General features: G+C 46.8%; 20 protein-coding genes. 3 read left to right on the top strand and 17 right to left on the bottom strand.

What is annotated here, in order from left to right:
• Nucleotides 1–7 precede the first annotated feature (7 nt).
• The 7 genes from polA to BLQ53_RS15395 all read right to left on the bottom strand — a co-directional run bounded on the left by polA (nt 8) and on the right by BLQ53_RS15395 (nt 9,277).
• Nucleotides 8–2,644 carry a DNA polymerase I gene (gene polA, locus BLQ53_RS15425; protein ID WP_093728204.1) on the bottom strand — a complete coding sequence of 879 codons (2,637 nt, stop codon included), beginning with the start codon at nt 2,642–2,644 and terminating at the stop codon, nt 8–10.
• A 91-nt stretch (nt 2,645–2,735) separates the two neighbouring features.
• Nucleotides 2,736–4,109 carry a two-component system histidine kinase PnpS gene (gene pnpS / locus BLQ53_RS15420; RefSeq protein WP_093728203.1) on the bottom strand — a complete coding sequence of 458 codons (1,374 nt, stop codon included), beginning with the start codon at nt 4,107–4,109 and terminating at the stop codon, nt 2,736–2,738.
• Nucleotides 4,109–4,804, bottom strand: coding sequence for a response regulator transcription factor (locus BLQ53_RS15415; RefSeq protein WP_093728202.1), 696 nt, complete (start codon nt 4,802–4,804; stop codon nt 4,109–4,111). Before BLQ53_RS15415 ends, pnpS begins: the two co-directional genes overlap by 1 nt.
• 410 nt (nt 4,805–5,214) lie before the next feature.
• A complete protein-coding gene (mdh, locus tag BLQ53_RS15410; protein ID WP_093728201.1) occupies nt 5,215–6,153 on the bottom strand; it encodes a malate dehydrogenase in 939 nt (312 codons plus the stop codon).
• A gap of 21 nt (nt 6,154–6,174) precedes the next feature.
• The gene (icd, locus tag BLQ53_RS15405) at nt 6,175–7,446 is read right to left on the bottom strand and encodes an NADP-dependent isocitrate dehydrogenase (RefSeq protein WP_093728200.1); all 1,272 of its coding nucleotides are present in this window, start codon (nt 7,444–7,446) and stop codon (nt 6,175–6,177) included.
• 74 nt (nt 7,447–7,520) lie between these two features.
• A complete protein-coding gene (gene citZ / locus BLQ53_RS15400; RefSeq protein ID WP_093728199.1) occupies nt 7,521–8,639 on the bottom strand; it encodes a citrate synthase in 1,119 nt (372 codons plus the stop codon).
• 173 nt (nt 8,640–8,812) lie between these two features.
• On the bottom strand, nt 8,813–9,277 hold the full coding sequence (locus BLQ53_RS15395; RefSeq protein WP_093728198.1) for a DUF441 domain-containing protein: 465 nt from the start codon (nt 9,275–9,277) through the stop codon (nt 8,813–8,815).
• Between the two features lie 46 nt (nt 9,278–9,323).
• On the opposite strand from BLQ53_RS15395, the gene ytvI reads away from it, so the two are divergent.
• Nucleotides 9,324–10,442 carry a sporulation integral membrane protein YtvI gene (ytvI, locus tag BLQ53_RS15390; RefSeq protein ID WP_170829730.1) on the top strand — a complete coding sequence of 373 codons (1,119 nt, stop codon included), beginning with the start codon at nt 9,324–9,326 and terminating at the stop codon, nt 10,440–10,442.
• On the opposite strand, the gene BLQ53_RS15385 is transcribed toward ytvI, so the two are convergent.
• The 7 genes from BLQ53_RS15385 to dnaE form a co-directional block, all read right to left on the bottom strand.
• Nucleotides 10,439–10,831: an FxsA family protein gene (locus BLQ53_RS15385; protein ID WP_093728196.1), complete on the bottom strand. Its 393-nt coding sequence runs from the start codon at nt 10,829–10,831 to the stop codon at nt 10,439–10,441. The two genes, ytvI and BLQ53_RS15385, sit on opposite strands and share 4 nt — an antisense overlap.
• A 98-nt stretch (nt 10,832–10,929) precedes the next feature.
• The gene (pyk, locus tag BLQ53_RS15380; protein WP_093728195.1) at nt 10,930–12,690 is read right to left on the bottom strand and encodes a pyruvate kinase; all 1,761 of its coding nucleotides are present in this window, start codon (nt 12,688–12,690) and stop codon (nt 10,930–10,932) included.
• 33 nt (nt 12,691–12,723) lie between these two features.
• Nucleotides 12,724–13,683 (bottom strand): 6-phosphofructokinase, encoded by a 960-nt coding sequence (pfkA, locus tag BLQ53_RS15375; RefSeq protein WP_093728194.1) that lies wholly within the window; start codon nt 13,681–13,683, stop codon nt 12,724–12,726.
• Between the two features lie 185 nt (nt 13,684–13,868).
• The gene (accA, locus tag BLQ53_RS15370; protein WP_093728193.1) at nt 13,869–14,822 is read right to left on the bottom strand and encodes an acetyl-CoA carboxylase carboxyl transferase subunit alpha; all 954 of its coding nucleotides are present in this window, start codon (nt 14,820–14,822) and stop codon (nt 13,869–13,871) included.
• Nucleotides 14,819–15,676: an acetyl-CoA carboxylase, carboxyltransferase subunit beta gene (gene accD / locus BLQ53_RS15365; protein WP_093728192.1), complete on the bottom strand. Its 858-nt coding sequence runs from the start codon at nt 15,674–15,676 to the stop codon at nt 14,819–14,821. The genes accA and accD overlap by 4 nt, the downstream gene beginning before the upstream one ends.
• Before the next feature lie 153 nt (nt 15,677–15,829).
• Nucleotides 15,830–17,068 (bottom strand): NADP-dependent malic enzyme, encoded by a 1,239-nt coding sequence (gene ystJ, locus BLQ53_RS15360; protein WP_093728191.1) that lies wholly within the window; start codon nt 17,066–17,068, stop codon nt 15,830–15,832.
• 97 nt (nt 17,069–17,165) lie between these two features.
• On the bottom strand, nt 17,166–20,438 hold the full coding sequence (gene dnaE / locus BLQ53_RS15355; protein ID WP_093728190.1) for a DNA polymerase III subunit alpha: 3,273 nt from the start codon (nt 20,436–20,438) through the stop codon (nt 17,166–17,168).
• A gap of 127 nt (nt 20,439–20,565) precedes the next feature.
• Here dnaE and ytrH point away from each other — a divergent pair, with 127 nt between their 5' ends.
• Together ytrH and ytrI are read left to right on the top strand one after the other, a co-directional pair.
• Nucleotides 20,566–20,898 (top strand): sporulation membrane protein YtrH, encoded by a 333-nt coding sequence (gene ytrH / locus BLQ53_RS15350; RefSeq protein WP_093728189.1) that lies wholly within the window; start codon nt 20,566–20,568, stop codon nt 20,896–20,898.
• Complete coding sequence (gene ytrI, locus BLQ53_RS15345) at nt 20,898–21,401, top strand: sporulation membrane protein YtrI (RefSeq protein ID WP_093728188.1); 504 nt, start codon at nt 20,898–20,900, stop codon at nt 21,399–21,401. Before ytrH ends, ytrI begins: the two co-directional genes overlap by 1 nt.
• Here the strand turns inward: ytrI and BLQ53_RS15340 are convergent.
• From BLQ53_RS15340 to BLQ53_RS15330, 3 genes are all read right to left on the bottom strand, one after another.
• Nucleotides 21,398–22,339, bottom strand: coding sequence for a DHH family phosphoesterase (locus tag BLQ53_RS15340; RefSeq protein WP_093728187.1), 942 nt, complete (start codon nt 22,337–22,339; stop codon nt 21,398–21,400). The genes ytrI and BLQ53_RS15340 overlap by 4 nt on opposite strands.
• A gap of 20 nt (nt 22,340–22,359) precedes the next feature.
• On the bottom strand, nt 22,360–23,676 hold the full coding sequence (locus BLQ53_RS15335) for a DRTGG domain-containing protein (protein ID WP_093728186.1): 1,317 nt from the start codon (nt 23,674–23,676) through the stop codon (nt 22,360–22,362).
• A 184-nt stretch (nt 23,677–23,860) separates the two neighbouring features.
• Nucleotides 23,861–24,541 carry a metal-dependent hydrolase gene (locus tag BLQ53_RS15330; RefSeq protein ID WP_093728185.1) on the bottom strand — a complete coding sequence of 227 codons (681 nt, stop codon included), beginning with the start codon at nt 24,539–24,541 and terminating at the stop codon, nt 23,861–23,863.
• Nucleotides 24,542–24,556 lie beyond the last annotated feature (15 nt).

Genomic DNA, 24,556 nt, shown 5'->3' with positions numbered 1-24,556 from the left:
TCCGTGCTTATTTCGCGTCGTACCATGTTTTGCCGTATGCATATTCCACTTTAAGCGGCACATCCAGCTCCACTGCATGTTCCATGACATCCGGCACGATTTGCTTCAGTTTCTCGATTTCCGATTCCGGAGCTTCCAAAATCAATTCATCATGCACTTGCAGGAGAAGTTTCGCTTCCAGCTTTTCTTTCTCCAAACGTGCTGCCAAATCAATCATCGCTTTCTTGATGATGTCTGCCGCACTGCCCTGGATCGGTGTATTCATTGCTGTACGCTCGGCAAAGCTGCGCACATTGAAATTCCGGCTGGTCAGATCCGGCAAATAGCGTCTGCGGTTCATGATGGTTGTAACAAATCCTTTTTGTTTGGCATCCTGCACGATATCTTCCATATACGTTTTCACACCTGGGAAGCTCTGGAGATAACGATCGATGAACTGCTGGGCTTCCTTGCGCGTGATACCTAGACTTTGGGATAATCCATAATCGCTGATACCATATACGATTCCAAAATTGACTGCCTTGGCCTGGCGACGCATATTGCTCGTGATATCCTTCTCTTCGACGTGGAAAACATCCATCGCTGTCCGGCTATGAATATCCATATCGGCATTGAATGCCTCAATCAATTTTTCATCTTTCGCAATATGTGCCAGCACGCGCAGTTCGATCTGGGAATAATCGGCGGCAAAAATGACAGACTTCTCCTTTGATGGAACAAAAGCTTGTCTGATTTTCCGCCCTTCTTCCAGTCTGATCGGGATATTCTGCAAATTCGGCTCCGTCGAGCTCAATCGTCCAGTTTGTGTCAATGCTTGATTGAAGCGGGTATGGATTTTATTTGTTTCCTGATCCACAACCTTAAGCAGCCCTTCGATATAAGTGGATTGAAGCTTGCCTAGTTGACGGTACAACAGCAGCTGCTGAATGATCTCATGCTGATCAGCAAGCTGTTCCAATACATCTGCTGATGTAGAGTATCCTGTTTTCGTCTTTTTGATGACCGGCAACCCGAGCTTCTCAAACAGGATCGGTCCAAGCTGCTTCGGTGAATTCAAATTGAATTCCTCACCAGCCAGTTCATATACCTTTTGTTCGATCTCAGCGAGTCTGCCGCCCAGCTCTTCTTTCATCTCCTTGATACGATCCACATCCACCTGTACCCCGAGATATTCCATTTCGCCAAGAATGGCAGCAAGCGGCATCTCCAGGTTACGGAACAGGTCAAGCTGTTCGTAACCTGAAAGCTTTTCCTCTGCCTCCGGCTTGAGTTTGTAGATGACCATCGCTTTCCTGCCAAGATGCTCACTGAAAGCATTCAGATCCGGCACCTTCATCTTCGCACCTTTTCCGTATACTTCTTCATCATATAAAACATCATTTTCGCCGAGACGATGTCCGATTGCCGGGATATCATGATGATTTTCGGATGGATTGATCAAGTAAGACGCCAGGAGTAAATCAAAATTGGCATTCGCCAGTGTTATGCCGTGATGCAGCAATGCCACAACTGATCGCTTCACATCAAAAACCCATTTCGCTTTGGTGCCATCCTGCGCCCAAGCTTTAAATACATCGGATTCATACGCGACATCCGAAGGAATGAAATAGGCACCGTTCGCATTGGCAAGACCGAAGCCTTCGATTTTCGCAGTATGATAGTTATCCGTCAGCATTTCGACGACAAGCGCATCCTCACCTGTGAATAGATCCTCCGTAACCTCTTCCACAATCGTCACATCAAGCGGTGACAGCTCTTCTGATACTTCCTCCGGTACGCCTTCCTCACCAATCCTGCCCAGCAGCGACTGGAAGCCCAAATCTTTGAAAATCGCACTGACAGATGCACTTTGATAGCCATCGTAGTTGATTTCGCCAAGGTTCACCTCGATTGGTGCCTTTGTTTCTATTGTTGCCAGCTCCCGACTCATGAACGCCGATTCTTTGTTGTCTGTAAGCTTTTGCTTGATGCTCTTCCCTGATACATCATCCAGCTGCTCATAAAGGCTATCAAGTGTTTGGAACTGTTTCAGCAGTTTAACTGCTGTTTTTTGCCCGACGCCAGGAACACCAGGTATATTATCGGAGCTGTCACCCATGAGGGCTTTCATGTCGACAATCTGTTCAGGCGTTACTTCCATGTTCTCAAGCAGGAATTCCGGCGTATAGGAATCGATTTCGCTTATGCCTTTTCGCGTAAGCTGTATCGTCGTCTTCTCACTAACAAGCTGCAGCAAATCCTTATCTCCGGAAATGACTTTGATTTCGAAGTCATCCGCTTCTGCCTGCTTTGCCAAAGTTCCAATGATATCATCGGCTTCGTATTGGTTCAGTTGATAATGTTTGATGGAGAAAGCATCCAGTAATTCACGCAGCAGCGGGAATTGTTCCGATAACTCAGGTGGTGTTTTCTGACGGCCGCCTTTGTATTCTTTATATGTTTCATGACGAAAAGTCGTCTTTCCGGCATCGAAAGCGACCAGCATATGTGTCGGCTTTTCATTTTCCAATATTCGGAGCAGCATCGTCGTGAATCCGTAAATGGCATTTGTATGGATGCCTTTGTCATTATTTAATAATGGCAAGGCAAAAAATGCCCGATAAGCAATGCTGTTACCATCAATCAAAACCAATTTATTCGTCATACATCAAACTCCTTTATCATCGTTCCAGTTCTTTTCACTAGTTTACCATGTTTCCCCGCTGAAACAAAAAAGATCGTCCAGCTGGACGATCTTAGCCGAGTGCCTTTGGCAGCCGGATGGAAAAGGTGGTACCTTTATTCACTTCACTGCTTACCGTAATCATTCCATCATGTGCCTCGACCACATGTTTAACGATGGCAAGTCCCAGTCCGGTTCCTCCGGTATTACGACTGCGTGCCTTGTCGACACGATAAAAACGCTCGAAAATCCGATCGATTGAACTCTCTGGAATCCCGATCCCCGTATCCGAAATCTCGGCAAACACTGCATCATTCGATTGTGTCACCTTCAGCTTGACCTTGCCATTTGGCGGTGTATAGTTGACAGCGTTATTCATCAAGTTGATCACAAGCTGCTTCAGCCGGTCCTCATCACCGCGCATAATGACACTGTCGGGAAGCTCCAATTCCACATCAATCTGCTTGCTTGCAGCATGCTGCTCAATCATCGGCATGGTCGTATCAACCATTGTACTGAAATCGAGTCTTTCCACCTTCACTTGAAGTTCATCTTTTTCCAGACGCGAGAGCTCGAGCAAATCCTTCACCAAAGCCTGCAGGCGCTGACTTTCATTATTGATGATCGTAATAAAGTGCTCGGTAAGGTCTTTATCATCCAAAGCACCTTCTTCCAGCAATGTTTCAGAAAAGCCGCGTATCGATGTGAGTGGTGTTTTCAGTTCATGCGAAACATTGGCTACAAAATCCTTACGCATCTCTTCGACCCGTTTCAAATCCGTGATCTCATAAAATACAAGTACAGCACCCTTCAAATCATAGGAGTCATTAAAAATTGGTGCTGCAACGATGTCGAAGAAACGCTTTTCTTTTTCTCGCTGAAGCGTGAAAGCATCCCGTACCTTCTCTTCGTAAAGAAAGGCCTCTGAAACGACATGATGGATATTGCTCTGGGAAATCGTGTCATGGTATACATGGCCGATATAATCCTTGTCCTTCCCACCGAAAACAGATAAGAACTTCCGATTGACCAAATGCACATATCCGCGTTCATCAACGAGCATTAAACCACTTTCCATGTTGTCGATCACTGTCTCCAGCTGATCTTCCTGCATCTTCTCCAGGAGCTCCAGCTCATGCAAATTGCGCGCGATTTGATTCACCGAGCGGATCAGCCTGCCGGCATCTCCGTAAAAATTCTCATAATTCCTAGCCTTATAGTTCCCCTTCACAAGCTCCTCTGCCACTTCGGCAGTCATGGACACAGGTTTGATATAGCGTTCCTGAATCCGGTATAATACGGAAATGATGAGTGCAGCACCAATGAGCAGGACACCCCAGAGAATAAACCACTCATCGGTGATTTGCATAAGGATAAAACCGATTGCCGCAAAGATCAGCAGGATGAGCGATCCATAGACGGCAATCCCATAAGAGCTGCGACGCATTACTGCGGCTCCTCCATCTTATAGCCCAAACCGCGAATGGTCTTGATATATACAGGATGTTTGGAGTCAGGTTCGATTTTTTCACGCAGATGACTGATATGTACATCCACGATTCGTGTATCCCCGACGAAGTCATAATTCCACACGGAGCTCAGCAGCTGATCCCGTGACATGACACGCCCCTTGTTTTTCGCCAGATACAGCAAAAGTTCAAACTCCTTGCGAGTAAAACTCAAGGATTCTCCATTAATGGACGCTTCATATTGATCCGGGAAGATGGATAATCCCGAAATCTTGATTTCGCCGCTTTCCATATAATTATCGCTCTTATTGGTACGGCGCAAGATAGCCTTGATCCGCGCAACGACTTCTTTCGGGCTGAATGGCTTCGTGAGATAGTCATCCGCACCAAGTTCGAGTCCTAACACCTTGTCCAATTCCTCATCACGCGCTGTAAGCATGAGGATCGGTGTGTCAATCTGTTTCTGCCGCAGCTGCTTGCAAACTTCTGTCCCATCCAATTCCGGCAGCATCAGATCAAGGACGATCATATCGTATGTATTCTGCAATGCCTTCTGCAATCCAGTCAGGCCGTCGAAGGCTGTTTCCGTTTCAAACCCAGCTCTCTCTATATTGAATTGCAGTAAAGTTACGATGGATTCTTCATCATCAACAATAAGTACTTTTTGTGCCATGGATACTAGCCCCCTCTATGCAACATCATACCTTTTTCCAACTGTAAAGTGAACCTTGCCAATTCGCTTTCTCTGTTAAGAGTTTGTAAATATAAAAAAAACCGCGACCATCGCTGCAAATTTGCCGTCGTCTGAGGGATGGAACTCCACTTTCTGCAGCCGGCTTGTGAGCCTCCTTGCGCAAGTTTACTTTGGTGTTTCACCTATTAAAGAACAAGATAAATTCACCTGTAGTATATGCGGCCTGGCATCTATGCGGAGTATTACCCTTGTTATATTATCTTTATGGATGCATATCTTAATTTATATCAGAAAAAATCCGAACTTAGTCAAATTCTTTATATAAGAATTTGCAACATAGTTCGGATTTTTCTTTGACCGATATTACTTATTCCAGTCTCATCGGTATGTTATTGAAGAACGGTCATGACTTTGCGTACGGATTCAACCGACTTATCGAGCTGCGATTTTTCCTCGTCCGTAAGCTCTAGCTGGATAATGTCTTCCAGCCCATTGCCTCCGATGATCGTCGGCACTCCGAGAAATAGATCGTTGTAGCCATACTCCCCTTCCAAGTAAGCAATGGAAGGAATGACACGGCGCTGATCTTTCAGGATAGCTTCCACCATGACGAGTAGCGAAGCTGCCGGTGCATAATAAGCACTTCCGTTTCCAAGTAAGTTGACGATTTCACCGCCGCCTTTACGCGTGCGTTCGACAATGGCATGGAGGCGGTCTTGCGGAATCAATGTTTCAAGCGGAATGCCGCCTGCATAGGAGTAACGTATGAGCGGCACCATGTCATCGCCATGTCCTCCTAGGACGAAGCCAGTGATGTCTTTGACAGATAGGTTAAGCTCTTCGGCGACGAATGTACGGAAACGGGCCGTGTCAAGAACACCGGACTGACCGATTACGCGATTGCGCGGAAATCCGGATGTTTGGTACACCGTATATGTCATTGCATCAACCGGGTTAGTGAGTACGACAATAATGCTGTTCGGTGAATACTTCACGACTTGTTCGGTAACGGATTTCATGATTTTGCTGTTCGTATTCACAAGGTCATCCCGGCTCATACCCGGTTTGCGGGCGATACCTGCAGTGATGACGACCACATCGGAATCCGCTGTGTCGGCATAGTCTGCTGTACCCTTCACATGTGCATCGAATCCTTGCACCGGAGATGCTTCCAGCATATCCAATGCCTTGCCTTTCGTTGGATCTTCCATGTCCGGAATGTCGACTAACACGACATCCGCAAGCTCTTTCTGCGCGATCAGGAATGCTGTTGTAGCCCCTGTGAAACCACTGCCGATTACGGATACTTTTCTACGCTTGATTGCCATGATGTTTCCTCCTTTGACACATTAGTCCATATTTTTGATCAGTTCATCACCGAATTCGGACGTCTTCACTTCCGTGGCACCGTCCATCAATCGAGCGAAATCATATGTGACAACTTTGGAAGCGATCGTTTTATCCATCGCTTTCGTGATCAAATCTGCCGCATCTCTCCAACCAAGGTGCTCAAGCAGAAGCACTCCGGAAAGGATGACAGAAGATGGGTTCACTTTATCCAAGCCAGCATACTTCGGTGCTGTACCATGAGTCGCTTCAAAGATGGCGTGACCCGTTTCATAGTTGATATTCGCTCCTGGAGCGATACCGATACCGCCGACTTGTGCAGCAAGTGCATCGGAAATGTAATCTCCATTCAAGTTCATCGTCGCCACTACGTCAAATTCTGCAGGACGAGTCAAAATCTGCTGAAGGAAGATATCTGCAATCGCATCTTTGATGACAATCTTGCCAGCGGCTTCGGCTTCCTGCTGTGCTTTGTCAGCAGCTTCTCGGCCTTGGTCTTCGGCAATCTTATCATACTGCTGCCATGTGAATACTTTATCGCCGTACTCAGCTTCAGCTAGTTCGTAACCCCAGTTTTTAAAGGCGCCTTCGGTGAATTTCATGATGTTGCCTTTATGAACCAGTGTCACACTTTTTCTGTTTTCCTGGATTGCGTAGTCAATTGCTGCGCGCACCAATCGTTTTGTACCTTCTTCCGATACAGGCTTGATGCCGATACCAGATGTTTCCGGGAAGCGAATTTTATGTACTCCCATTTCATTCTCAAGAAAATCGATGACTTTTTTCACTTCCGGTGAGCCCTTCTGCCATTCGATACCCGCATAGATATCTTCCGTATTCTCACGGAAAATCACCATATCCGTATCTTCTGGTTTCTTCACTGGTGAAGGAACACCGTTGAAGTAGCGGACCGGACGCAAGCAAGTAAACAAATCAAGCTCTTGTCTAAGCGCTACGTTCAAAGAACGGATACCGCCGCCAACCGGCGTCGTCAATGGACCTTTGATGGCGATCTTGTATTCGCGGATTACATCCAATGTTTCTTCCGGGAGCCATTCGCCTGTCTTATCGAATGCTTTCTGCCCTGCATAAACTTCTTTCCATTCAATTGACTTCTCGCCTTTGTAAGCCTTATCTACAGCAGCCTCGAGTACACGGCTTGCGGCTGCCCAAATATCAGGACCTGTTCCATCTCCTTCGATGAAAGGGATGACCGGACGGTCTGGTACTTGCAACGCTCCGTTTGTTACTGTGATTTTGTTTGCTTCAGCCATGTTCGATTCCTCCTAAGGTAAAATCTGATACTCTATCAGTTTAGCAAAAATTGTCCTCTATAGTTGTAAAAAAATTAGACTCTTTCTTCAAGCGGGGTATACGTACGATGTGTTTCCCCGACATATTCTGCCCGCGGACGGATCAGACGGTTGTCTGCATACTGCTCCAGGATATGTGCAATCCATCCGGAGAAACGACTTACCGTGAATATCGGTGTATAAAGATCATGATCGATTCCCAAGCTGTAATAAACAGTTGCGGAATAGAAATCGACGTTGGCTGGCAGATTCTTTTCGCGCTTGACGATATCCTCTACTTTTACGCTCATCTCATACCATTTTGTCTGACCGGAGATCTCCGTCAGTTCACGGGACATTTCTTTCAGGAATTTAGCACGCGGATCACCGTTTTTGTAGACTCGATGTCCCATACCCATGATTTTTTCTTTGTTTGCGAATTTTTTCTCAAGGAATGCGTCCACATTGTCGATATCGCCTATTTCAAACAGCATTTCCATTACTGCCTCGTTCGCGCCTCCATGGAGCGGACCTTTCAAGGCACCAATCGCAGCCGTAAGACCGGAATACATGTCAGACAATGTGCCTACACAGACACGGGCTGTAAAGGTGGAGGCATTCAACTCGTGGTCTGCATGGAGCACAAGCGCCTTATTCATCGCTTCAATCTCGATGTCTTCTGGCTCCCTCTCATTGAACATATACAAGAAATTCGCAGCGTAGCTATACTCTTCCCTAGGCGCTACCGGTTCCTGACCGGAACGAATACGGGAGAACGCTGCCACTAGTGTCGCAATCTGCGCTTGGAGGCGGATTGCCTTTTTGCCATTCGCTTCTGCTGTATTCACTTCTGCATCCTCATCATACAACCCCAGCAGGGAAACAGCCGTGCGAAGTGCCGCCATTGGATGAACCGCTTTCAAATCACATGATTTCAGATGATCGATGACCGGTTCTGGAAGCTTCGCCTGCGCAGCCAATTCCCCTCTTAGCTGTGCAAGCTGCTCCTCAGTCGGCAGCTCACCATGCCATAACAAATAAATTACTTCCTCGAAACTGGAATTACTAGCAAGATCGTCGATGCTGTAGCCAGCATAAGTCAACTGATCATCGATGATCGAGCTGATCTTGGATTCTGCCGCTACAACACCTTCAAGCCCCTTAACTACTGCCATGTTAATCTCTCCCCTTTAGTAAAAGTCAAAACGCTAACATGTGTAATAAAAAATTCAAGTTGCTAGATATTTGAGTGAAGCACTTTCATTATAAACATAATATTTGAGTTTGTGAAATGAAAACGTTTTAATTTTTTTGTTTTCTTTATTATCTGATTATTACCAAATTATTGTCACTTTGTAAATAGCCCGATGATTTGGAACACCATATAGGCGATTCCCGCTCCGATCAGCGGCCCTACTGCAACGCCGTTCAATAGCACAACAGCAAGGATAGTTCCGATTACAAGTGCCACTGTCACTTGCGGATCCGAAGACATCAGGTTGACGCCGTATTTGCCGAGCACAGCCACCAAAATACCTGCTGCCAATGCTACCCATGCATAATATGATTTCACACTCGCATATAAATCCTTGAACCCAATTTCACCACTCGCTATCGGGACAAGCACCGCAATGGTAAGCACCGTTATTCCGATACTCAGTCCTTTGGACGCAAGGAAGGGAAACAGCTTGTCATCCAGCTGCAGGACTTTGATGCCGAGCAGGATGTATGCTGCGATTGTAATGGATTGGTTCTTTCCGATGATTCCTAAAATAAGTATGATTACTAAAAATAATGATGATGTATTTAACAAAATTTTTCCTCCAAACTTTCTTCATTACGATAAAGGATGTGAGCTCATGCAAATGACGACCCTTCACCAGCTGCTGCGATTATGCATAGTCCTGGGAACCACTGCCGGCAGTATTGCACTCATTCTGCTGGCCGCTCCTTATGTATATCCATTTATCATCTCTGTCATCCTCGCTATCCTGATGAATCCTGCTGTCCGGTTGATGGAACGAAAGACTGCATTGAACAGGACGGCAGCTGTCGGGCTTATCTTATTAATTTTTTTGGGCTTATGCCTAGGCGGACTTGCATTGGCCGTAAATGAAATTGCGCAAGGAGCAGCCTATCTTGCCAAGACCGTACCAGTTCATTTCACTGATTTTGTAAATTATGTACAAAAGATCGTGGAATTATATATTGTCCCTTATTACGAACGGTTGATGTCTTTTCAGCAGGATTTGAATCCTGGCCAGCAAGAAGCACTGGATGAGAATCTCCAAGCTGTCATCCAGCATCTTTCCGTTACACTTGGAGAAGGTATCCAAGCAGCACTGGAGGCTGTCCCCCTGCTGCTTGGCAAAGCCCCGCTTTATATAAGCGTCTGCATTTTTGCCTTACTTGGGACTTTTTTCATTTGTAAAGACTGGGAGAAAATCACGGCATTCCTGGATCGTTTTCTCCCTGCTTTGCTGCTCACTAGCACCAAACAAGTAGGGAAGGGATTGGTAAAGGCTTGCATAGGTTTCCTGAAAGCACAAGCTTTGCTGCTAAGCCTGACATTCGTCATCATGTGCTTAGGCTTTGCCGTACTTCGTATCGAGCATCCGATTGCCACGGCCTTTTTCATTTCCCTGGTCGATATCGTACCTTATTTAGGCACAGGCATTGTCTTCGTTCCTTGGATCCTCTACAGTTTCCTGACGGGTAATTTCTCTTTGACAATAGGACTGGCTGTATTGTATCTCGTAATCGTGCTGCAGCGTCAGCTTATGGAACCTAATCTACTGTCCGTCCAGATCGGGCTGCATCCGTTAGCTACACTGATTGCCGTTTTTGCTGGATTCCAGCTATTAGGCTTTATCGGACTTCTCGCCGGTCCCGTGCTGCTAGTAGTTTTGCACACACTTCACCATACTGGCGTCCTGCAAATCCTTTGGCAATATATCAAGAACGGCAAACTGCCTTAGCGACGGTAAACTCTGATAGTATTTTTCGATACGAGCCGCATGAGCAGTGCCTGTACCCAATAACGTAGTCTTTTACGAGTAAATGGCAGCAGAAACAAAAGACCGATCAAATCGCTGAAAAAGCCGGGCAGCAATAACAGAAAACCGCCAATCAATATGCACGTGCCATTCAAAAGTTCATCCGTGGGCGGTTGGCCATTCTGCATCTGTTCCCTGGCCCTCCTATATGTCTGGAGTCCCTCACGACGAGCAAGTGCCACCCCGAGCAGACCGGTTGCTACGATAAGAAGGAATAGCCAAAGAAAACCGATTTCCAAACCAGCCCAAATGAAAAATGTTATTTCAATGGCTGGAAACAAGATAAAAAGAAAAAGCAACGCTTTTTTCATACACAACGCTCCATTAGTCAGAATAGCTTTAGTTTAACACAGCCTTATAGCAAATAAAAAAGGAGAGGGTTCACATCCCTCTCCTCCATTCTTACATCTTAAAGGACACTAGCATGTCCATCGTAAATATCACCTTTGGCCGCATCGACTGTCACCAATGCACCATCGGTAATTTTCGATGAAGCTTCCGCCACACCTACTACGACCGGAATACCAAGGCTCAGGCCAACAACAGCTGCATGCGATGTCAAGCCGCCTTCTTCTACAATCAATCCGCCTGCTTTCTCGATGGCCGGCATCATGTCTTTATCTGTTCCGTATGTTACAAGGATGTCTCCTTGCTGCACAAGACGCTGTGCTTCGTCTGCATCCTTGGCAACAACAGCTTTACCATAGACACTGCCTTTACCAATGCCTTGGCCTTTGGCAAGGATATCGCCGATTACATGAACTTTCATCAAGTTCGTCGTACCAGTTTCACCTACAGGTACGCCCGCAGCGATGATGATGCGGTCTCCGCGCTGGAACAAATCAGTGGACAAGCCCGTATCCACAGCAAGATCCAGCATATCATCCGTAGATTCCACGCGTTCACCAGTAATCGCTTGAACACCCCAAACAAGGGAAAGTCTGCGATTGGTCGCTTCATCGAATGTTACTGCTACGATAGGAGCTTTCGGACGATACTTGGAAATCATCTTCGCAGTATAGCCGCTTGAAGTAGCTGTAACGATTGCGCTGACACTCAAGTTGATGGCAGTATGACCAACAGACTGGCTGATCGCATCTGTAATTGTCATATCACTTGCTTTGGAACGCTCTTCAAGGATTGCTTTATGGTCAAGTGCAGTCTCCGCCTTACGAGCGATGTTATTCATCGTGCGAACCGCTTCTACTGGATAGTTACCAGCTGCAGTTTCACCAGAAAGCATGATTGCGTCCGTACCATCGAAGATCGCATTCGCAACGTCGGAAGCTTCTGCGCGTGTCGGGCGCGGATTGCGCTGCATGCTATCAAGCATCTGTGTAGCTGTGATAACTGGTTTACCTGCGATGTTGCATCGTTTGATCATTTCTTTTTGTGCCAATGGTACATCTTCTGCAGGGATTTCCACACCAAGGTCACCACGTGCAACCATCAGACCATCACTCACCTGAAGGATCGCATCGAGGTTGTCGAAGCCTTCTTGGTTTTCGATTTTAGGAATGATTTGGATGTGACCAGCTTCATGCTTTTCAAGCAATTCACGGATTTCCAATACATCAGATGGACGTCTTACGAAAGAAGCAGCAATGAAATCGATGTCTTGTCCGATACCAAACTCGATGTCGCTTGCATCCTTGTCTGTGATACCTGGTAGGTTAACGCTCACGCCTGGTACGTTGACGCCTTTTTTGTTTTTAAGCAATCCGGAGTTCAATGCTTTTGTTTTGATTTCATTATTCGCTTTATCGATGTCAAGTACTTCCAATTCGATCAAGCCGTCATCCAATAGAAACTTCGATCCAACATGCACATCATTGATCAAACCTGGATACGTTACAGAGAATCTCTCTTTGGAACCTTCCATCTCGTTCATGCTGACAAAGATTTCGTCGCCCTTTTCAATGTTAGCTTCGCCGTCCTGCAGGACACCGGTACGGATTTCTGGACCTTTTGTATCCAAAAGGATAGCCACCGTTTTGCCAGTGCGTTTTGAAGCTTCGCGAATGTTCTTGATACGAGCGCCATGCTCTTCGAAATCCCCGTGGGAGAAGTTAAGGCGTGCAACATTCATGCCTGCCTCGATAAGCTGAACTAGTGTTTCTACGGACTCAGAAGCTGGTCCGATTGTACATACGATTTTTGTCTTTCTCATTTTGAGAATCCTCCTTCAGTAGTGCAACAACTATTAAATCGATAATTCCTGAGATAGTCTATACATATCCAAGTCGATTTCGTGTTTCCGGTCTAAAATTTCCAGGATATCATGGTCCACAAGTTTATTATTCTGGATTCCTACCATGCGTCCGGATTTACCTTCGAGCAGAAGATCGACCGCTTGAGCGCCGAGACGACTTGCAAGCACCCGATCATTCGCTGTAGGCGATCCACCCCTTTGCACATGTCCCAGAATAGTGACGCGTGTATCCATATTCGTTGCTTCTTCGATGCGTTTGCCGAACTCGAAACCACTGCCGACTCCCTCTGCAACGATGATGATACTATGTTTCTTACCACGCTCCTGGCCGCGCTTCAAACGTTCGATCACGTCATTGAAATCCGTCGGCTGTTCCGGAATAAGGATGCTTTCTGCACCATCTGCAAGTCCTGCCCACAGAGCAATATCACCTGCATGGCGGCCCATCACTTCCACTACATATGTGCGCTCATGGCTTGTAGCAGTATCACGGATTTTATCGATAGCTTCAATGACTGTGTTCAATGCTGTATCAAAACCGATCGTAAAATCAGTGCCTGGAATATCGTTATCGATCGTTCCCGGCACGCCGATGCAAGGATATCCTTTTTGAGTCAGTTTCTCTGCTCCGCGGAACGAACCGTCGCCGCCGATTACGACCAACCCTTCGATACCGAAACGCTTCAGCTGCTCGATGCCTTTCTCTTGTCCTTCATCCGTCTTGAATTCCACGCAGCGAGCCGTGTGCAGCATCGTTCCGCCGCGCTGGATGATATCACCGACGGATCCAAGATCCAGCTGTTTGATATTTCCATCAATCAGTCCTTGGTAGCCATTATATATACCATACACTTCCAAGTCATGATAAATAGCCTTCCTTACGACAGAACGGATTGCCGCGTTCATGCCTGGAGAGTCCCCTCCGCTTGTCAGAACACCTATCTTTTTCATGCGCTCACCTCTAGACAATTTCGATTATAGAACTTTTATACCCTTTTCAAAGATAATCCTTATCCAACTTATTATCAAATAAAACATATAATTTTCTTATTAAAAAAAGTAAGAGAAAGAATTCCGCAAAAAAGCCTATGTAAATCGTTTACAGAAGCGGAAGATGAAGTTAATCGGTCAGATGCTTATTCAGCATACGAACCGATTTTACTATATTTTTCCCATCTTTGTTCCAGTAATACTTGCTTGTCCAGTTTTTCCAGTTCCAAAAGCTGCTCCGTGATCACTTGATCCACAAGTTCAGCCTGGGCTTGGAGGTCCCGATGTGCACCGCCGCGAATTTCCGGGATGATGCTATCAATGACACCCAGTTCCTTCAAGTCCGGAGCCGTGATCTTAAGTTTTTCGGCAGCTTCCTTCGCTTTTCCGCCATCTTTCCATAGGATGGAGGCAGCGCCTTCTGGTGAAATGACAGAGAATGTGGAATTCTCCAGCATAAGTAGGCGGTCGCCTACGCCAAGTGCCAACGCACCGCCGCTTCCGCCTTCTCCGATAACGATGCAAATGATCGGTACTTCGAAGCCAGACATCTCCATCAGGTTGCGGGCAATTGCTTCACTTTGTCCCCGCTCTTCTGCTGCACGACCTGGGAATGCACCCTTGGTGTCGATGAAGCAAATGATCGGGCGGCCGAATTTGGCAGCCTGCTGCATGTGGCGTGCGGCCTTGCGGAATCCTTCTGGGTGAGGCATACCAAAATTACGGCGAATATTCTCTTTCGTCGTCTTGCCGCGCTGGTGGCCGACAATCGTGACCGGGCGGCCTTTATATTTGGCGATTCCTGCGACAATCGCCGCATCATCACCATAATAACGGTCTCCATGGAACTCCAGGAAGTCCGTGAAAAGATGCTCGACATAATCAAGCGTCGTCGGACGCTCTGCATGCCTTGCCATCTGGACACGATCCCAAGGCTTGAGATTCGTATAAATATCATTCTCCAGCTTTTCAAGCCGTGTTTCCAGCTTAACGATTTCTTCCGTCAAGTCAAGATCGCTTTCCTTCGTGAACGTCTTCAACTCCGCTATTTTTTCCCGCAGCGCGATGACTGGCTTCTCGAATTCCAATACTTGTTTCATGATACGTTTCCTCCTGCTTGATGGATATCGAGGATCGTGGTCAGATATTTTTTCATATCATGGCGATTGATGACAGCGTCAAGCTGACCGTGCTCCAGCAAAAACTCCGCGGTCTGGAAATCCTCCGGCAGTTTCTCCCGGATTGTTTCCTCCACAACACGTCTGCCGGCAAATCCGATCAAAGCACCAGGCTCGGCAAAGTTATAATCCCCTAAAGAGGCAAAACTTGCAGAGACTCCTCCATATGTAGGATTCGTCATGACAGAAATCATCAGTCCGCCTGCATCGCGGAAACGCTGCACAGCAGCAGACGTCTTCGCCATCTGCATCAGACTCAGTGCACCTTCTTGCATTCTGGCTCCGCCAGAGGCAGTGAAGATGATGAATGGTATATCTGCTTGTCGTGCTCTCTCGATCGCGCGTGCGATCTTTTCGCCGACTACAGAACCCATACTAGCCATTCTGAATCGTGAATCCATCACCGCAAAAGCAGTACGGTAACCACCAATCGTGCCTTCACCAGTCACAACGGCTTCTTTTAGCCCGGTTTTCAGCTGGTCCTTCTCCAACTTTTGCAGATAACTTGGAAATTCCAACGGATTGCCGGTATTTAAGTCTGTATCATATTCCGTAAACGAACCCTCGTCGAACAAGCTGTTAATTCGCTCGTCAGAAGGCAATTGATGATGGTGGCCACAATTCGGACACACATACAATTGCTTTCTCATCTCTTCTCGGTAGTAGATCTTTCCACAGCCCGAGCATTTGAGCATGAGTCCCTCAGGAATATCCTGCTTCGCCTCTTCGTTAGGCTTGGAAGCATGTTTCTTCTTGCTAAAAAAATCTTTAAGCAAGGTAATTCCTCCTTTTGAACAAACGCATCTAACTATTTATTGTACCATCATTTCCTTGTACGTGCGCGTTAAATTCAACTATGTAAACATATATAACCTGCGAAAAGCAGACATTTCCCAACAATGGAAACGCCTGCCTGTGCAGGTTGGATATCAGTCTTCGTCGATGATTGTCAGCTGACGAGTCTTTTCAGCTACTTCTTCCGGATCAACCGTGATACGGTTGACGCCCGTGTCCATTGCTGCTTTGGCTACTGCTTTGGCAACGGCTGGAGCAACGCGCGGATCGAATGGCGCTGGGATGACGTAATCTTCGTTCAAGTCGCTTTCGTCGATCAGCTCGGCAATCGCTTTGGCAGCGGCGATTTTCATTTCTTCGTTGATGTCAGTTGCGCGAACATCCAGGGCACCGCGGAAGATACCAGGGAAGGCAAGGACGTTGTTCACCTGGTTCGGGAAGTCAGAGCGTCCTGTACCGATAACGCGGGCACCAGCTTCTTTTGCATCATCCGGCAGGATTTCCGGATCTGGGTTCGCCATTGCGAAGATGATCGGGTCCTTCGCCATTGTGCGAACATCGTCTTTGGACAATAGGTTTGCCAAAGATACACCGATGAATACGTCAGCATCCTTGATTGCATCGGAAAGGCTGCCTTCCTGGCGATCACGGTTTGTGATTTTCGCAACGCGGTCTTTCATTTTGTTCATGCCTTCCGGACGACCTTCGTAGATCATACCTTTGGAATCACACATGATGACGTTGTTCACGCCAAGGCTGTGCAGCAATTCAATGATTGCGATACCGGCAGCACCAGCGCCGTTAGCTACCACCTTGATGTTATCGAAGCTTTTGCCAACCAATTTCAATGCGTTCAGCAAACCGGCAACTGTTACGATGGCAGTACCGTGCTGATCATCGTGGAATACGGGAATATCCGTTTCTGCTTTCAGACGCTCTTCGATTTCGAAGCAGCGAGGAGCAGAGATATCCTCCAAGTTCACGCCGCCGAATGTTGGAGCCATTAACTTCACAGTGCGAACGATTTCGTCCACATCGTTTGTATCGAGCACGATCGGGAAGCTATCAACACCTGCGAAGCTCTGGAATAGGACGGATTTTCCTTCCATTACTGGAAGGGCAGCTTCCGGGCCGATATTTCCAAGGCCAAGCACGGCAGTACCGTCACTGACAACGGCAACCATATTGCCTTTCATTGTGTATTCGTAAACGTCATCCCTGTTTTGGTGGATTTCTTTACAAGGTTCCGCTACACCAGGAGAGTAAGCAAGGCTCAGATCCGTCGCATTGCGAACGGGGATCTTCGACTTCATTGTCAGTTTCCCTTTATTTTCACGGTGTATTTTCAATGCATCTTCTCGTAGATTGGACATATTTTATCATCCTTTGTGTAATTTATAACATGACGGTCTGTGCAGACGTTTATACATTATATGGACATCTTCCCACAGTGTAAAGAAAGGTGAATCATCATTGACCCGACACAGCAACGTTTTCCTTGCCGAAATGCTTCCTGAGCTCACCCAATGTTCCATGATTCAGCTCAAGATGATATGCTCCGGATAGCTGATAGCTTTTACGCGTCTCCTTGTGTACAACAATGACAGGTACATTGCCTGGATACTGTTTGGCGCATTCACGGACAATTGCAAGAACTTCCTCTTCTTCTATATCATCATAGCGGATAAAAAGACGTTCCTTGCCATGTTCAAGCATGTCTTCCCGGAAAAGTTGACCTTCTTGTAAAATGAGCTGTCTTTCCCCATTTCTTTCTTCAATCCTGCCAGACAAGTCAAGCAGTGCTTCCTCTTCCAGGAAACGCCCGATTTGCCGATGCAAATCCGGGAATACAACAGCTTCCATTTCACCAGTTTCATCACCAAGAGTCAGAAACGCCATCGGTTGTCCTTTCTTTGTCCTGATTGTCCGCTGTTGGAGCAAAACAGCAGCCAGTCGCACTTGTTTCTTCAATGGCAGTGTGTCGAGCTGCTGTATAGCAATACGGCCGCTGCTGCGGAGATCACCCCGATAGCTTGCGAGTGGATGACTTGAAATATACAACCCCAACACTTCTTTTTCGTGCATTAACGTTGTCATCGATGAAAAAGGCTCCTGTTCTGCATAAGTGGCCTCAAATTCCACTTCCCCCAACAGCGAAGGCTGCTCGTACAGTTCCTTGAACAATTCAGCCTGCTCCATCGCTTTGTCAATCGTAGCCAATACAGCAGCTCTGTTGACATGCATACTATCGAAAGCTCCTGCTAAAACGAGCTGTTCCAGCGCCGATTTACTTAAGGATACTCGAATACAAAAGTCGAAAAGATGCTTGAAAGGACCGTCTTTTCGGGCCTGGATGATCTCACGGACGACTTGGGCTCCAATGCCTTTGACCGCCAGCAATCCCATCCTGATGTTCTTGTTCTCCACCGTGTACTTGCCGAAGCTTTTATTGATGGAAGGAGCCAAGACCTCAATCCCGCTGTCACCAGCTTCTCGCATATACTGCCGGATTTTCTCAGGCTGATTTGCGACACCGCTCATCAATTCAGCAAAAAAGTTAGCCGGGAAATGCGCCTTCAAATATGCCAGTTGATAGGCAAGATAGCTGTACGCAACGGCATGGCTGCGGTTAAATCCATAGTTAGCGAACTTTACGATCCAGGAAAATACTTCCTTGGCAGTATCGGCGCTATACCCATTATCTATACAGCCGGATAAGAAGCGGGTTTCTTCTTTTGACAGTACATCAGCATCTTTTTTACTCACTGCTCGGCGGAGCAAATCTGCCTCACCCAGCTTGTAGCCCGCCATCGAAGCCGCAATTTGCATGATTTGTTCTTGATAGACGAGTACACCGTATGTCTTCTCTAAGATCGGAGCCAGATTAGCATGCGGATAACTGATTGTTTCCTCTCCATGCTTCCTTCGGATAAAGACAGGAATATAACTCATCGGGCCAGGCCGATACAACGCGTTGACAGCGACGATATCCTCGAATGCCGATGGTTTCAGCTGCCGCAGCACTTGCTTCATGCCGCTTGATTCAAATTGGAATACACCATTCGTACGCCCCTCCCGGAACAAGCGGAAAGTTGCTTCATCATCAAGCGGTACCGAATCCATATCCGGTTTTTTCGGCAAACCATTGAGGACATGATCCATCAACGTCAGATTGCGTAAACCGAGAAAGTCCATTTTCAACAAACCAAGCTGCTCCAATTCCTTCATGGCAAATTGAGTCAATGCGACATCGTCATGCCCAGATGCAAGCGGCACTGTTTTTATCAGCGGATCCGCACTGATGACGATACCAGCTGCATGTGTCGATACATGACGCGGCAGCCCCTCCAACTTGACACCGATTCGAAATAGTCGCTTTAACTGTTCTGAATCCTTGACATAGACAGTGAGTTCCTCCGAGGCACGCAAGCCGGCAGACAAAGATGTCATATTATTCGGTATCATTTTAAGCAGATAGGCAGCATCTGCTTGTGGTATCTCCATCGTCTTGATCAACTCACGGAGGAGAGATCGGGCCGCAAAGGTGCCGAATGTAATGATTTGTGCCACATGATCTGAGCCGTATTTGCTGTGTACATAACGAATGACCTCGTCCCTGCGGTAATCGGAGAAGTCGATGTCAATATCGGGCATGGTAATCCTTTCGGGATTCAAGAATCGCTCGAACAAAAGATCATATGCCAGCGGATCCACTGCGGTTATCCCAAGCACATAGGCAACAAGGGAACCTGCTGCCGATCCCCTCCCCGGACCAACACGGATACCATGCTCCTTTGCATAGCGGACAAAATCCCAAACAATGAGGAAATAATCACTGAAACCCATTTCCTTGATCACGCCAAGCTCATACGCCAGCCGTTCTTTGGCGTCCTGGCGATTCCCGTATAGTTCCTCTAAGCGTTGCTTGCAGATTTCGCTTAAATATGCATCTGCTTGCCCTCCATGCGGAACCGGATATGCCGGCAAGTGGCGTTGGTCAAACTGCAGCTGGATTGTACAACGCTCCGCAATGGAACCTGCCTGAACCAACGCCTCTTGCCATAAAGCACTATCGGAGAGCTGTTCCATTTCTTCCTGGGTACGAAAATGGTGCTGCAGTCCTTCACCAGTCCGCGCCGGCTCCCACGTTGCTCCTTCCTCTATTGCAAGCAGACAATGATAGGCATCTATATCCTCCTTCTGCAAATAGCGAACATCGCCAGTGGCCGCAAATCGAAGATCGTGTTTCTGCTGCCACATATCCAGCATCTGATCATCCAGGTAACGCACTTCATCCGGACTGATACCGGCATACAGCCTTTCACCAAATATGGATCGCCATGTATCTACTTGAAGCTGAATCATTGTGTGGGCTGGGACAATGGCGATGACCCCACCCGCTAGAGCCTCCATCGAATCAAGCGGCAAGTGAACTATATCATTTGTTCGAAGATATGTACTTAATTGAATCAGATGCTGATAACCGATATCATTTTCAGCCAGCAAGAGCGTTTTCGTCACCTGCCCCTCTGCCTCGATGGGAACGTGGATGCCAATGATTGGTTTTATACCCGCATCCAAACAAGCCTTGTAAAATGGTACGACGCCATACATGACACTGTCATCTGTCAGTGCCAGGGCGTCATAGCCTGCTTCTTTGGCTTTCTTCACTAGCTGGGGAATTTTAATTATGCTTTGATAGAAGCTGTAGCTGCTTCTGATTTGCAGATGCGTAAATGCCATACTTCATTACCGTCCTTTTTTACACTCTCTTCATTATATACGAATTCCGGCATACATTGAAATGACTAACATAACTTGTCCGCTAACACCATAGGGTAAGAAAAAGAACAAAAAAAGGAGTTTCCGCATGGAAGAACGCGTAATCATTTCAATGATGCATTGTTATTTCATCGCACTTGGCGTTATGATCGGCGGCTGTTTCATAGGCAGCATCGGCGCTTTTGCTACTGGCGAGCCGCCGCTGACTGCCATCAAACGCATTTCCAACGGTATTCGAATCTGGGCAATCATCGCAGCGATCGGCGGTACATTCGATGCTATCAGCAATTTTGAGAAAGGGATTTATCAGGGGGCAACCTTTGACGTCATCAAACAGATCCTGATCATTGTCGCTGCGATGGGAGGCGTTAAAACGGCATTATTGATCATCGGCTGGTTCATCCAGGAGGATATCTCCTGATGCGAATTCCGCCGATTTATAAGCAAAGTGGCTGGCAGCGGTTTTTGGTTGGCTTTTTCCTAGGCGGTATCATTTCTTATTTTGTGTATTTATTCATGTACGGTACCCTTTATGAAGAATGGGTGAAGGAGAAAGTGGAAATGGAAGGCACAATACATGACCTGGAACGTGACATCGAAGTATTGAAGGATAATAATGAAGAAATGAATGAACTGCAGCAGGAAGGGCTGATAATCGATGAAATCACCGTCAATATCGAAACGGATGAAAGCCTGGAGCTGGACAAATTGATCGAGCATGAACTGAAGGAAGCGATCAAGGAAGAGGCACGGCATATGATTGGCCGCAGTGTAAACGGCGCCGTGCAAAGCACCCCATTACTGCTCGGTGCAATTGAGAATAAAGTTTATGAGTTGGATAATTTCCGGTATAAGGTCGCTGTCAAGCAGCTGATCATATCAGAGATCCTCTACTTGACAGTGACAGTGGAGACGGATACTTAATTCGCTTCAAAATGGCGGCAGATTTCCTGTAAATCCCGTTCAAGCCTGGCAGCTTCATCCCAGCTGTAAACGGTAGCACCGGAAGCAAACACATGGCCCCCGCCATTATATTTACCGGCCAAACCATTGATCACAGGTCCTTTCGAGCGGACACGCACCCGTATTTGTTCTTCTTCTTCCACGAAAAAGAGCCAGGCTTTGACACCTTCAATATTGGCAATCGTTCCGACAAGCTGACTCGTCTCCAAAGAAGTCACCCGATAGGTTGTTAGGATATCTTTTGTGAGCCGGATTGCACAGACACCGGTTTCGTGCAAAGTAAAGTTCTGCAAAATATAACCTTGCAGCCTGGCAACATCTTGCCGGGATGCATATAGCTTTTCATATAATACCGTTCGGTCGAATGGATACTTGATCAATTCGCCTGCATAATGAAATGTCTTCTCACTTGTCGAAGGGAATAAAAAGCGTCCCGTGTCACCGACAATACCCGCATACAAAAGCATCGCACCCCGGGTTGTCAGCTCCAGTTCTGGATGGGAAGCATATAGCTCATATATCATTTCACTTGTGGAACTGGCTGTCGGGACAACCCACTGGATATCCCCATAGCGGTCCACTTCCGGATGATGATCGATTTTGATGATTTCTTTGGCAATTTTATATCTCTGATCCGATATACGAGGCTGATTGGCGGCATCACAGATAATGACCAGCGCTTCTTCAAACACGTAATCGGAGACCGTATCCATTTCCGCCAAAAAAGTCAAAGAAGGATCCTCATCCCCCACAACCCACACCTGCTTATCAGGAAAAGATGCTTTGATGATTTCACTCAAGCCTACTTGGGATCCGTATGCATCTGGATCCGGCCGGACGTGCCGCTGAATGATGATTGTGTCATAAGCCTTGATTCTTTCCAGGATTCTATCGTGCATCATATCCCCTCCATACATGCTCAGCGATCCAATAGCTGTGCCATGAGCAGCGCCTTTGCAACTAGTGTTTTCTTGTTACTATACACTTCCACATCCATTTTTGCCAGCTTCCGCCCCACCTCCAGAATGCGAGGCTTGATCAATATTGTACTATCCAGCTGAATAGGTCGCAGAAAATAGACGGATATGTTATCCACTACCATATCCCCCTTTTTCATCTTCCGGACAAACCGCCGGCTCGCTTCGGTGACGAACGTTGTCAGGACCCCGGTGGATAGACTGCCCAGCTGGTTCGTCATCTGTGGTGTCACTTTTCCTTGGAACATGATGTCCGACGCCTCATCATCCAGTTGATCAATTTCCCTAATCACCAAATCCTCGATCGTTTCGCCTATTTGCGGCTGAAGCTGGATTTGCTGAAGCGCTTTTAAGACATCCTGTCTCGAAATCAAGCCATGCAGTTTATGCTGCTGATCCACGACAGGAATGATCTCGATGCCTTCCCAAACCATCATGTGTGCCGCATAAGCAAGTGTAGTATGTTTTTGGACCGTGAGCGGATTCTTGGTCATCGCTTTCACAACCGAAAGCTGTCTGTCCTTGTTGATGATATCCTTCGATGTGACCATCCCCGTCACTCTATCCATGCTATTGGTCACTGGGTAACGAGTATGTGTCGTTTCTTCGTTGAATTGATACCATTTTTCAAGCGTATCGGTTTCCTGCAAATAATATGTATGCTGCAATGGCGTGTATATATCTTCCACAACGATGATTTCTTTCTTGATCATCTGATCGTAAATGGCCCGGTTGATCAGTTCCGCTACCGTAAATGTATCATAGCTCGTCGATATGACAGGCAATTCCTTTTCATCTGCCAGCCGCTTGATCCGGTCATCTGTGTCAAATCCGCCGGTAATAAGCACAGCCGCACCTTCTTTGATGGCCAGTTCATGTGCTTCAATCCGGTTTCCCACGATCAGCAGTGCATCTTTTTGGGTATAGCGCATCATGGCGTCAAGCTCCATCGCACCGATAACGAATTTATTCAGCGTCTTATGCAGGCCATCCCTGCCTCCAAGCACTTGTCCGTCTACGATACCGATGATTTCAGCGAAAGAAAGCCGGTCAAAATTATCTTTGATCTTTGTCTCGATTCTTACTGTCCCGACACGTTCAATCGTACTGACAAGTCCTTTATTCTCCGCTTCCTTGATGGCGCGGTATGCCGTTCCTTCACTAACATTCAATTCCTTGGCGATTGCTCGTACGGATATCTTCCCGCCAACAGGAAGGTTCTCAATATATTTAATTATCTGGTCATGTTTTGTCGACATTCCTTCACCATGCTCTCATCTGTACTAGTCTTTAATTTTCTATTGTTATTGTACAGTTTTTAAGTGCAGGTTTCAATTTCAGAAGAAAAATAGCTGCTCGTCTAGCAAATTTGGGGCGATAGATTCCATCCACTTACTATAACAGATAAGAAAACAGCACCCTTTTCATTGGGTGCTGTTTTCTTTAGATTGTAATGGATTGGCCAGGTTCCAAATGAATACCTTGGCCAGGTTTTACATTTTCGGCAAATGCCGCACCATCCTGCTCAATCAGCGGGAACGTATTGTAATGGATCGGAATGACTTTCTTTGCCTTGACCCACTCAGCGGCAATCAGCGCATCTTCTGGTCCCATTGTGAAATTATCCCCTATCGGGAGCAATGCCACATCGATAGAGTTCGTATCCCCGATCAGTTTCATATCAGAGAATAAGCCTGTGTCACCCGCATGGTAGATCGTTTTGCCCTCTGCAGTAAACAGGATTCCGGTCGGCATCCCCATATAGTGTGTGTTGCCGTTTTCGTCCGTTATAGCACTGCTGTGGAACGCCTGTGTCAGTTTCACGCGTCCGAATTCAAATGCATGTGCACCGCCGATACCCATCGGGTGGGTTTTCAATCCCTGGTTCCCAAGATAAACTGCCAATTCGTTCGGCGCCACAACCAGTGCACCAGTCCGTTTTGCAATCGAAACGGTGTCTCCAACATGATCGTTATGACCATGGGTCAGGAGAATGACGTCTGGATCAACTTCATCTGCATTCAAATCACATGTACCATTTCCGGTAATGAATGGATCGATCAATATCGTATGCTTTTCGGTAACAATCTGTACGACAGCCTGTCCGTGGAATGAGATTTTCAAGTCCCCAGCCCCTTT

The sequence above is a fragment of the Terribacillus halophilus genome (genome assembly GCF_900101385.1).
GTDB classification, from domain to species: Bacteria; Bacillota; Bacilli; order Bacillales; family Amphibacillaceae; genus Terribacillus; species Terribacillus halophilus.
Note: the sequence above shows the minus strand (reverse complement) of the source record. Positions and strands in the feature narration are given on the sequence as shown.